The 11667-nt window shown below is 72.0% G+C and carries 8 protein-coding genes and 1 pseudogene; 4 read left to right on the top strand and 5 right to left on the bottom strand.

Annotated elements, in window-relative coordinates:
• Positions 1-519: pseudogene (locus IEZ00_RS14235) on the bottom strand (ATP-grasp enzyme); the annotation flags it as partial.
• Positions 520-694: 175 nt separating this feature from the next.
• Here IEZ00_RS14235 and IEZ00_RS36620 point away from each other — a divergent pair.
• Positions 695-1321, top strand: a complete 627-nt coding sequence (locus IEZ00_RS36620; RefSeq protein WP_229795634.1) for a TetR/AcrR family transcriptional regulator — start codon at positions 695-697, stop codon at positions 1319-1321.
• Positions 1321-2859 (top strand): MDR family MFS transporter, encoded by a 1539-nt coding sequence (locus IEZ00_RS14225; RefSeq protein WP_209618645.1) that lies wholly within the window; start codon positions 1321-1323, stop codon positions 2857-2859. The genes IEZ00_RS36620 and IEZ00_RS14225 overlap by 1 nt, the downstream gene beginning before the upstream one ends.
• A 108-nt stretch (positions 2860-2967) precedes the next feature.
• Here IEZ00_RS14225 and IEZ00_RS14220 read toward each other — a convergent pair whose 3' ends face one another.
• From IEZ00_RS14220 to IEZ00_RS14210, 3 genes are all read right to left on the bottom strand, one after another.
• Positions 2968-3549, bottom strand: a complete 582-nt coding sequence (locus IEZ00_RS14220; protein WP_189223685.1) for a dihydrofolate reductase family protein — start codon at positions 3547-3549, stop codon at positions 2968-2970.
• Positions 3550-3614: 65 nt separating this feature from the next.
• Positions 3615-4454 (bottom strand): AraC family transcriptional regulator, encoded by an 840-nt coding sequence (locus tag IEZ00_RS14215; RefSeq protein WP_229795633.1) that lies wholly within the window; start codon positions 4452-4454, stop codon positions 3615-3617.
• A 165-nt stretch (positions 4455-4619) separates the two neighbouring features.
• Complete coding sequence (locus IEZ00_RS14210; RefSeq protein ID WP_189223684.1) at positions 4620-5891, bottom strand: cytochrome P450; 1272 nt, start codon at positions 5889-5891, stop codon at positions 4620-4622.
• Positions 5892-6130: 239 nt separating this feature from the next.
• Between IEZ00_RS14210 and IEZ00_RS14205 the strand changes: the two genes are divergently transcribed.
• Entirely contained in the window at positions 6131-9226 is a 3096-nt protein-coding gene (locus IEZ00_RS14205) for an efflux RND transporter permease subunit (RefSeq protein ID WP_189223683.1), read from the top strand.
• Positions 9227-9449: 223 nt separating this feature from the next.
• Positions 9450-10892, top strand: coding sequence for a flavin monoamine oxidase family protein (locus IEZ00_RS14200; RefSeq protein WP_189223682.1), 1443 nt, complete (start codon positions 9450-9452; stop codon positions 10890-10892).
• A 34-nt stretch (positions 10893-10926) separates the two neighbouring features.
• Here IEZ00_RS14200 and IEZ00_RS14195 read toward each other — a convergent pair.
• Positions 10927-11667: NAD(P)-binding domain-containing protein (locus IEZ00_RS14195; RefSeq protein ID WP_229795630.1), on the bottom strand; the 741-nt coding region annotated here is incomplete at its 5' end.

Raw genomic sequence — 11667 nt, 5'->3', positions numbered from 1 at the left:
GGCGCGCACGAGTTCGGCGAAGCTCGCCTTGTCGTTGAGCAGGTGGTGGGTCGCCGGGTCGTTGGCCAGCACCGCGCAGTGCTCGGCCAGCAGGGGAGCGGCGTCGGAGGTGGGCTGCGCGCGGCCCGGTTCGTCGATGACCGGCACCACGGTGTCCACGCCCTCGGCGCGGATGACCGCGATCAGGTCCCGGACGTAGCCGCGGGGGTCCTCGGCGGGGTCGGTGACGAGGTGGAAGGCGCGGGCCGCGCGGGAGAACCGCAGCGGCCCCCAGCGGTGGCGGGGGATCGACACGGCCACGACGCGGTGGCCCGCCTGGTGGAACTTCCTGGCCAGGAACAGGCTCTTGGTCATGTGCGCGGTGGTGACCAGCACCGTGCGCGCCCGTGGCGGCTCGTTCCTGGGGCGCTCGGGCAGCACCACGCGCGCCACCCCGCACACCAGCGCCGACACCGGGGCCGTGACGACCAGCGCGGCCAGCAGCGCCGCACCGCGTACCCGTGCCGACAGCGACGCCACGAACCCACCTCCCGACGCGTGCCCGCTTAGGGCTGCCCGACAGAAGTGCGGGCAACCGCCCGACCTGCCGATTCACCTGGACGTGTGCTCGCGGGCGTCCCCGGTGCCGGACAGCGACCGGAAATGCCGATCATGCAAATTTGCAGTGTCTGCACGTTCTCCGTATCGTGGAGCCGTGCCGGGGGAGGGATTGCGCGACCGCAAAAAGCGGCGCACACGGGCGGCTCTGGCCCGCGCCGCCGTGCTCCTGGCCGCCGAGCGGGGGCTCGACCACGTCACCGTGGACGACATCAGCGCCGCGGCGGGGGTGTCGCCGCGCACCTTCTTCAACTACTTCGCGGGCAAGGAAGAAGCCGTCATCGGGCCCGACCCGGACGCGGCCGCGCGCATCGCCGCGCGCATCGCGGCCCAGCCCGAGGACCGGTCCGCCGCGGTCGTGGTGCGCGACACCCTGCTGGCGGAGATAGCCGACGAGCTGGCGGACGACCCCGAGCTGTGCCTGCTGCGGATAAAGGTGGTGCACCAGCACCCCGCCCTGCTGACCCGCCTGTTCGCCGCGGGGGAGGAGACCGAGCAGCACATGGTGGCCGCCGTGGCCGCGCGCTGCGGGCTCTCCCCCCACGACATCTACCCGCACCTGCTGGCCGCCGCGGCCGGGGCCGCCTTCCGGGTCGCGATGACCCGGTGGGCCAGCCCGGAGGGGCGTCGTGACCCGGCGCGGCTGGCCGAGCTGTTCATCGAGGCCATGGACCTGGTGGCCGCCGGCTTGGCGGACCCGCCGCACCGATCCGACGAGGGATGATGACCGACTCCACGACGGCCCCGCCGCGCACGTCGCGCCGTGAGGTCGTGCAAGCCATGTCCGGGCTGATGATGGGCATGTTCATGTCCATCCTGGCCTCCACCATCGTGTCCAACGCGCTGCCGCGCATCATCGCCGACCTGAACGGGTCGCAGTCGGTCTACACCTGGGTGGTGACCACCGAGCTGCTGGCGATGACCGCGACCGTGCCGCTGTGGGGCAAGCTCGCCGACCTCTACAGCCGCAAGCTGCTCATCCAGCTGTCGCTGGGCCTGTTCGTGGTCGGCTCGCTGATCGCGGGCTTCTCGCCCAACGTCGAGGTGCTCATCGCCAGCCGCGTCGTGCAGGGCCTGGGCGCGGGCGGCATGACCGCGCTGGCCACCATCGTGATGGCGGCGATGATCCCGCCGCGCGAGCTGGGCCGCTACTCGGGCATCTTCGGCGCGGTGTTCGGCGTGGGCACCGTGGCCGGACCGCTGATCGGCGGCCTGCTGGTGGACACCGAGTGGCTGGGCTGGCGGTGGTGCTTCTTCATCGGCGTGCCGTTCACCCTGGCCGCGATCTACCTGCTCCAGCGCACCCTGCACCTGCCCGTGGTGCGCCGCGAGGTCAAGATCGACTACCTGGGTGCGGCGCTGATCGTCGCGGGCGTGTCCACCCTGCTGGTGTGGACTTCGCTGGCGGGCAACGAGTTCGCCTGGGCCTCGGCCTGGAGCGCGGTGCTGGTGGCGGCGGGCGTGGTGCTGCTGGCGCTGGCGGTGTGGGTGGAGAGCCGCGCGGCCGAGCCGGTGGTGCCCCTGTCGATCTTCGCCAACCGCACCGCCGCGCTGGCCACCGTGGCCAGCGCCCTGGTCGGCGTGGCCATGTTCGGCGGCACGGTGTTCCTGTCGCAGTACTTCCAGATCGGCATGGGCAAGACGCCCACCCAGGCCGGGCTGATGAGCCTGCCGCTGATCTTCGGCCTGCTGGTGTCCTCCACCGTGGCCGGGCAGCTGATCACCAAGTGGGGCCGCTGGAAGGCGTTCCTGATCGCGGGCGGCGTGGTGATGGTCGTCGGGATGCTGCTGCTGTCCACCATCGACGCGGGCACCACGGTGTTCGTGGTGAGCGTGCACATGGCCGTGCTGGGCGTCGGCGTGGGCATGCTGATGCAGAACCTCGTGCTGGCCGCGCAGAACGACGTGCCCGCCCGCGACCTGGGCACCACGACTTCAACGCTGACCTTCTTCCGCAGCCTGGGCGGCGCGATCGGGGTGAGCGTGCTGGGCGCGGTGCTGGCCAACCGGGTCACCTCGCTGATGGCGGAGAAGTTCGGGCCGGTGGCGGCGGGCGGCGGCGAGGTGCCGGACCTGGCGGCACTGCCCGAGCCGGTGCGCGCGGTGGTGCAGGACATCTACGCCACGGCCACCGCCGAGCTGTTCCTCATCGGCGCCCCGATCGCGGCGGTGGCGCTGATCGCGGTGCTGTTCATCAAGGAGAAGCCGCTCAAGACGCAGAGCGGCGACGAGCGGCTGGCCGCCGAGATGGCGGGCCACTGACCGGTCGGGGAGGGTCGGCCCGCCGACCCTCCCCGACCCCCGTCCGTCCGGCAGGCTCCTTCCCGCCGCGGTTCGCGGCGGGCTTCTCCGCGTTCCCGCTCGGATCGGTCAACGGCGCACCCGGTAGCTCAGGTGGAGCACCCGATTGCCCTGAACCACCACATCGGGATCCTCCAACAGGTGCTGCGCGCCGACCGACCCGAAGTAGCGCTTGCCGGACCCGAGCACGACGGGCACGACGTCCATGCGCACCTCGTCGACCAGGCCCGCGGCGAGCACTTGGCCCCCGACGTCGCCTGCGGCGACCTCGACGATGCGGTCACCCGCGAGCTCCTGCGCCTTGGCCACGGCTGCCTCGACGCCGTCGACGAAGTGGAACGGCGCCTCGGGGTCCCAGCCCTCGGGCGCGGGCCGGTGCGTCACGACGACCACGTGGTCGACCCCGCTCGGGGGCTTCCCGTCCCAGCCGTCCGTGATGTCGAAGACGTGCCGGCCGACGACCGTCACCCCGATCTGGTCCCAGTACCGCCGGGTGTAGTCGTAGGAGGACTGCGACACCTTCAGCTCGCCGCTGCCGTCCAACGGGACGTCCCCGCTGGACAACCAGTCGAACAGCGGTCCCGGCTGGTCGTTCTCGTCCGCGATGAAGCCGTCCACCGACACCGAGCTGTACATGACAACCTCGCCCACAGGGCTCTCCTCTGCTTGGGGTGCCCCGAAATTAGCGTGTCGCGAGCCGTCGCTCTTGTAAGAAATCAATCGACGGGCAGCGGCCAGCCGTCCATCGCGTGGCCGGGGTATTCGCGCAGGAACCGCCGCCGGACTTCGATGTACCGGGTCGGCGTGAGCCCGGTGAACGACCGGAACTCGTGGCCGAAGTGGGCCTGGTCGAAGTAGCCCGCGCCACCGGCGAGGTCGCCCCAGTCGACCGGTCCGGCGGGGTCGATCGCGAACACGGTGGCGGCGAAGCGGTAGGTGCGGGCAAGTCGCTTCGGCGTGACGCCGATGAGCTCCTTGAACCGCTGTGCCAGGTGAGTGCCGCTGACACCGGCAGCCGCGCTCAGGTCGCCGATCGCCACCGCCCCGCCGGTCGCCGCGATGACGCTGCTCGTGTGGCGGACCAGCCCCAGGCCCAGGGTCTCGCACAGCCGTCGCACCAGCTCCTCCTCGAACAGCGTCAGCATCTCGTGCGGTTCGTCCGCCGTGGCCAGCCGGTCTCGCAGATCGACGATGGCGGGCCTGCCCCAGACCTGCTCCACCGTCACCGGCCGGTCTCGCAGATCGGCCGCGGGCATCGGGAGGAACGGCGCGAGCCCCCACGGCTTGAAGTGCACGCCGACGGATCGGGTCGGCAGCGGGTAGCAGAACTCCAACGCGCGGGTGGGCGTGGTGACCACGCAGCCGTCGGCGTACTCGGCCGTCTCGATGTCGGTGCCCGCGCGGATGCGGAACGGCGCCCCGAGGTTGACGATGAGCAACGCCGCGGGCATCGGCGGCAGCATCAGCCGGGCGTACGGCGGCGCACCCTCCAGGTAGTAGAGGTCGTCGATCAGCTCGTCCAGCGGCGGCCGCGGCGCTCTGGACACGTATTCCACGCCGACAGCATCGCCGACGCTCCGCAGGCACCGCGCGCCGGGATGGTCCAGCCGCGCTGCCGCAGGCGTCGAGCAGGCGCCACCACCTCGCCGGACGTCGCGCGCCGGGCGAGGTGGTGGCTGGACCTGCCCGAGGCGCTGATCTCCAGCGCCCGGACCTGAGGATCAGCCGTCCCAGCTGACCGGCAGTGAGTGCACGCCGTAGACGATCATCTGGCTGCGCATCGGCACCCGCTCCGGCTCGACCTCCAACCGCAGCCCCGGCAGCCTGCGCAGCAGCTCGGTGAACCCCACCGCCATCTCCACCCTGGCCAGCTGCTGACCCAGGCACTGGTGGATGCCGTGCCCGAAGGCGATGTGCGCCCCGCGCGGTCGCGTCACGTCCAGCTCGTCGGGGTCGGCGTACTGGCGGGCGTCGCGGTTGGCCAGTGGCACCGACACCACCACCGTGGCGCCCTCCGGGATGACCTCGTCGCCGATCCGCACCTCCTGGGTCGTGACGCGGTTGATGCCCAGGTGGACGATCGACAGGTAGCGCAGCAACTCCTCCACCGCGCCGTCGACCAGCGAGGGGTCCGCGCGCAGCGCGGCGAGCTGCTCGGGGTTGCGCAGCAGCGCGAAGGTGCCCAGCGCGAGCATGTTCGCGGTGGTCTCGTGGCCCGCCACGAGCAGCAGGTTGGCGATGCCCACCAGCTCGTCGTCGTCCAGCGGCGGCTCGGCCGCGCTGTGGACGAGCCCGGACAGGATGTCGTCGGCGGGCCGCTCGCGCTTGTGCCGCACCAGCTCGTGCATGAAGGCGCGCAGGCCGTCACCCGCCTCCAGCAGCTCCTCGACCGGCAGGTCGACCCGCAGCACCTTGGCCGAGCGCTCCTGGAACTCGGCCCGGTCGGCGTAGTCGACGCCCAGCAGCTCGCAGATCACCAGCGACGGCACCGGCAGCGCGAAGTCGCGCACCAGATCGGCGGGCGGCCCCTGCGCGATCATCGCGTCCAGCTGGTCGGTGACGATCTGGTGCACGCGCGGGACGAGCTGCTTCATGCGGCGCACGGTGAACTGGCCGGTGAGCAGCTTGCGGTAGCGGGTGTGCCGGGGCGCGTCCATGGTGATGAAGCTGCCCGCGCGGGCGCGCTCGTCGAGCAGCCGCTCGCGGACGTGCGGCAGCAACTTCTCCCGCACCGCGGGGTGCCCCAGGATGTCGGAGCTCAGCCGCGCGTCGGCCAGCGCGGCGCGGCACTCGGCCATGCCCGTGATCACCCAGACCGGGGCGCCGTCGCGGGTGGCGATGCGGTGGACCGGCGCCTGACCGCTGAGGCGGACCAGTTCACGGGGCGGGTCGAACGGGTGGCCCTCGGGGCGCTCGGCGAGCACCGAGGGCAGGGACAGCCCGAACCTGTCCAGGTCCGGGCGCGGGTGGGAAGCGGTGGGCGTGTCGGACATCAGTCCTCCTCCGGCCCGGTCCCCCTGACCGGGCGGCTTCGTCACCCACGGTACCAACGCGTGCGCGCTGGGCAATGTCCTTGCCGGGTCGGCGCTCCGCGTCGCGCAGGCGACGACCAACGGCTGAGAACGCGACGACTTCCGGCTGAGCCGGTCTCAGGTGGACTGTGAAAGGCTTCCCGCGTCCGCCGCCACTCGCGGGCGTCCCCATGCGCTTGTCACCCAAGGAGAAACGGCACATGTCCGTGCTGGCTCGGCTGAGCCTGGCCAACCGGAGCCTCGTCGGGCTGCTCAGCCTGGTGGTCATCGGCTTCGGCGTCCTCACGCTGCCCTCGTTGAAGCAGCAGCTCTTCCCGTCCATCGAGCTGCCCGCCGCGGTGGTGGTCGCGCCCTACCCCGGCGCCTCGCCCGACCTGGTCGACAGCCAGGTCGCCGAGCCGATCCAGGCCGCCGCGCGCGGTGTGGCGGGCGTGGAGCAGGTGCTCACCCGCTCCGCGGAGAGCTCCGCGACGGTGCAGGTGATGTTCACCTACGGCACCGACCTCGACGCCGGGGTCTCCCAGCTCCAGCAGGCCGTGAACAGGCTGCAGCCCCGCCTGCCCGAGGGCGTGGAGCCGACCGTGGCCCAGGGCAGCACCGACGACATCCCGGTGGTCGCGCTGGCCGCCACCGCCGGTGACGACGACATCGCCACCGCCGCCCGGCTGCGCGCCGAGGTGGTGCCCGCCCTGGAGGCCCTGCCCGGCGTGCGCGAGGCCACCGTCAGCGGTGAGCGCGAGCGCGAGGTCACCGTGGCGGTGGACTACGCCCGGCTGGCCGCCGCCCGCGTCGACCCGACCGCGCTGACCGCGGCGCTGTCCGCCGCGGGCGCCACGGTGCCCGCGGGCTCGCTGACCGAGGCCGACCGCACGCTGACCGTCCAGGTCGGCGGGCCGATCACCGCCGTGGACGACCTGCGCGCCCTGGTGCTGACCTCGCCCGCCGGGCCGGTCCGGCTCGGCGACGTGGCGCAGGTGCAGTCCGCGCCCGCCGCGGCCACCGCGATCACCCGCACCGACGGCGAGGCCACCCTCGGCATCAGCGTCACCATGAACGCCGACGGCAACGCGGTGGAGATCTCCCGCGCCGTGCGCGACCGGCTCGACGAGCTGGGCGAGGCCGCGAACAGCAAGCTCACCGTCGCCTTCGACCAGGGCCCGGCGGTGGAGAAGGCCATCAGCGGCCTGACCACCGAGGGGCTGCTGGGCCTGCTGTTCGCCGTCGTGGTGATCCTGCTGTTCCTGCTGTCGGTGCGCTCCACGCTGGTGACCGCGGTGTCCATCCCGCTGTCGGTGCTGGTGGCGCTGCTGGCGCTGTGGACCGGGGACCTGTCGCTGAACCTGCTCACCCTCGGCGCGCTGACCATCGCGGTCGGCCGGGTGGTGGACGACTCGATCGTGGTGCTGGAGAACATCAAGCGGCACCTGGAGTACGGCGACGAGAAGCAGCGCGCGGTGCTCGACGGCACCCGCGAGGTGGCGGGCGCGGTGACCGCGTCCACGCTGACCACGGTGGCGGTGTTCCTGCCGATCGCCTTCGTCGGCGGCATCGCGGGCGAGCTGTTCGGACCGTTCTCCATCACGGTGACCGTGGCGCTGCTGGCGTCGCTGGTGGTGTCGCTGACCATCGTGCCGGTGCTGGCGTACTGGTTCCTCAAGCGGCCCGAGGTGCCCGCCGACCCGGCCGAGGCCGAGCGCGTCAGGCAGGCCGCCGTGGACAAGGAGCGGCGCAGCCCGCTGCAGCGGGCCTACGTGCCCGTGCTGCGGTTCGCCACGCGGCGGCGGTGGGCCACCCTGCTGATCGCGGCGCTGGTCTTCGGCGGCACCCTCGGCCTGGCCAGTGGTCTGGAGACCAACTTCATCGACGACGCGGGCGGCACCGCGCTGCAGGGCACCCAGAAGCTGCCTCCCGGCAGCAGCCTGGCCGCCCGCGACGAGGCCGCGCGCGAGGTCGAGGCCGTGCTCGCCGAGACCGACGAGGTGGAGACCTACCAGGTCACCATCGGCGGCGACAGCGGCCTGGCCGCCTTCGGCATGGGCGGTGGCTCGGACACCAGCATCCGCGCCACCGTCCGCGAGGGCACCGACCTGGCCGCCCTGCAGCAGCGGCTGACCGAGCGCCTCGGCGCCACCGGCGGTGCGGGCGAGGTCGCCTTCGGCGCCGCCGCGTCCGGGTTCGGCTCGGACTCCATCGACGTGCTGGTGACCGCGCCGGACGCGGACACCCTGCGCGCGGCGGCGGACAGCGTGCAGCGGGCGGTCTCCGGCACGCCGGGCGTCGGCGAGGTGACCAACGACCTCGCGGTCAGCGCGCCGCGCGTGCAGGTGGTGGTCAACCAGGCCGCCGCGGCGGCGCGCGGCCTGTCGGGGCAGGCCATCGGCCAGTTCGCGGCGCAGGCGCTGCGCGGCGTGCCGGTGGCCGAGCTGCCCATCGGCGGCGAGCCGCAGCGCGTGCTGCTGCGCAGCGGCACGACCCCGGCCGACGTCAACGCCCTGCGCGCGCTGCCGCTGCCCGGCGGCGCGACCCTGGGGCAGGTCGCCGAGGTGTCGGTGGTGGACGGCCCGGTGCAGGTGCGGCGCACCGACGGCGCGCGCAGCGCCACGGTCTCGGCCAAGGCCACCGGCAGCGACCTGGGCGCGGTGACCACCGAGCTGACCTCCCGCCTGGACGCGCTCGACCTGCCCGGCGGCGCGGACTACCGCATCGGCGGCGTCAGCGCCGACCAGGCCGAGACCTTCGCCGACCTGGGCCTGGCCATGCTGGCCGCCATCGCCATCGTGTTCCTGATCATGGTGGCGACCTTCCGCAGCCTGGTGCAGCCGCTGATCCTGCTGGTGTCCATCCCGTTCGCGGCGACCGGCGCGATCGGCCTGCTGCTGGCCACCGGCACCCCGCTGGGGCTGCCCGCGCTGATCGGCATGCTGATGCTGGTCGGCATCGTGGTGACCAACGCGATCGTGCTGATCGACCTGGTCAACCAGTACCGGGCGGAGGGCATGGGGGTCACCGAGGCGGTGGTGGAGGGCGGCAGGCGCCGCCTGCGGCCGATCCTGATGACCGCGGCGGCGACGATCTTCGCGCTGCTGCCGATGGCGCTGGGGATCACCGGCGAGGGCGCCTTCATCGGCAAGCCGCTGGCGATCGTGGTGATCGGCGGGCTGATCAGCTCCACGCTGCTGACGCTGCTGCTGGTGCCCACGCTGTACTCGATGGTGGAGAGCCGCAAGGAGCGCCGCCGGTCCCGCGCGGCCGACGGCGGGCAACCGGTGCGGGAGCGCGAGCCGGTCTCCGTGTGACGACGGCGGGCCCCGCCGCCGGACTCCCGGCGGCGGGGCCCGCCATCACTCGAACGGGTGGGATTTGCCTGCAAACGGTCAAATCTTTTGCCGAACATTTCCGCCGCTGCGGAATATCCGCAATTCTCGGTAATTCCTCCTCATGCTTTCGGGTACTGGCAGGGCATTCTGCGGACGCGTACCGTCGCTGTGCCGTGGAAGCGCTCTGGCGGAGGTGCCCTTGATGTCGCTCGACGTTCTCGCCCTGCTCAAAGAAGGACTGCCCGAGAGTTCCGGGCCGCGCAAGCGGGTCGTCGTGATCGGCGCCGGAATGGCCGGTCTGACCACCGCGCTGCTGCTCAAAGAGGCCGGTCACGAGGTGACCGTGCTGGAGGGGCAGAACCGGTTGGGCGGCCGCATCCTCACCCACCGCGGATTCGCGGGCGACATGTACGGCGAATTCGGCGCGATGCGCTTCCCGCTGCAGCACCCGCTGGTCCAGTGGCTCATCCAGGACAAGTTCAAGCTCGCCGTGCGGCCGTTCCCGATGTACGACGAGGACACGTTCATCTACCTGCAGGGCAAAGGCGTGCGCCGCGCCGAGTTCAGCGCCGACCAATTCGACTTCGACCTGCTGTCCCACGAGGCCGCGCGGACGCCCCACGAACTGCTCCGGCACACCGTGCAACCGCTGGTCGACATCGTGGAGGGCGAGGAAGCCCCGGAGGCGTGGCGCAGGCTGCTGACCGACTACGACAAGTACACGCTGCTGGGCTACCTGAAGGAGCGCGGGCTCAGCGATGGCGCGCTGTCCATGCTCGGCCCTCTGTTCAACCTGGAGGGGCGCTACCACTTCTCACTGGTCGAGTGGTTCTCGCACTACTACGAGGACGTGTTCGGCAACCTGGTCTACCTGGTGGACGGTGCCGACGCGCTGCCCAGGGCGTTCGAACCGCACCTGATGGACGACATCCGGCTGGGCGCGGTGGTGCACGCCATCGACCAGACCGAGAAGAACGTCCACGTGCACTACCGGGTCGGCCGCCGGTCCCAGCGCCTCACCGCCGACGAGTGCGTGGTGACCGTGCCCTTCGCCGGGCTGCGGCACATGGAGATCCAGGGGCTGGACCCGGACAAGTGGTACGCCATCCGCAACACCTACTACGGCCGGGCGCACAAGCTGTTCATGCAGTTCAGCGAGCGGTGGTGGGAGAACGACTACGGCATCACCCAGGGGCTGACGGTGACCGACCTGGCGATCCGCAACGTCGTCTACCCGCCCGCGGGGCAGGACCCCCGCTACCGCAAGGGCGTGATGATCGCGTCCTACTGCTGGGAGCAGGACAGCATGCCCTACACCCCGCTGGCGGGGGAGGAGTGCGTGCTGCAGGCGCTGGAGGACCTGGCCAAGATCCACCCGCAGGCCCGTGACACCTTCGAGTTCGGCGTCTACAAGGACTGGGCGCTGGACTGGTTCGCCTGCGGCATCGGCCCGCTGTTCCGCGCCTTCGAGATGAGCGAGGCGGCCTACGACGACGTGATCCGCCCGGTGCACCGGGTCTGGTTCGCCAACGACGCCTGCGACCGGCGGCACCGGCGCTGGGTGGAGGGCGCGCTCAAGGCCGCGGTGAAGAACGCCTACGCCATCGACACCGGGATGCGCGACGAGATGCCCTGGAAGGACTGAGACGCCGCTCGCGCACTTCGGCGGGTGAGCCCCTTCAGCGGGACCGTCGCAGATCGGCCAGGAGGTCGTCGAGCGCCTTCTCCAGGGCTCGGGAGTTGGCCGGGGTGAACCAGGTGGTGCGGATGCGCTCGTTGCTCCCGTTCGGGGTCTCGTGGTCGTTGGCGAGCTGGCTCAGGGAGCGGGTTGTCTCGCTCAGGGAACGGCCGACGCCTTGGAAGAGGCCGCGCACGTAGCTGTCGGCGTCGTCGGAGGCGATGCCGTGGCCGACGGCCCACGAGGTCAGCGTCGCGAGGTAGCTGTAGTGCGTGGTCAGCGTTCCCGTCAGCGCGGAGAAGACGTCGAAGACCGCCTCGTCCGCGACCGGGAGCACCCCGCCCAGCTGCTCGAAGAACGGGTCCACCACCGGGTGCGACGGGCAGGTCACCGTGACGGAACGGCGCTCGCGCACCGCGGGCAGGGGAATGGCCCGGACCACCGGGACGTCGGTGGCCAGTGTCCGGCGCAGGTCGTCGTTGGCGACACCGGCCATCACGTTGACCACGACCCGGTCGCCGTCCACCCGCACACCGGCCAGCGCCTCGTGCCGGTCCTGGCGGCGCACGGCGATGACCACCAGCTCGGAGCGGTCCACCACCGCCTGGTTGTCGGCGCACACCCGCACGCCGTCGTAGCGCTCGGACAGCTCCGCGGCCGTGCGGGCTCCCCGTGGGGAGAGGTACACCTCCGGTGACCCCTCCCCGTCGCACAGGCCCGTCACGATGGCCCGGCCGATCTC

Source organism: Saccharothrix coeruleofusca (assembly GCF_014648515.1).
In the GTDB taxonomy this organism is placed as follows: domain Bacteria; phylum Actinomycetota; class Actinomycetes; order Mycobacteriales; family Pseudonocardiaceae; genus Actinosynnema; species Actinosynnema coeruleofuscum.
Note: the sequence above shows the minus strand (reverse complement) of the source record. Positions and strands in the feature narration are given on the sequence as shown.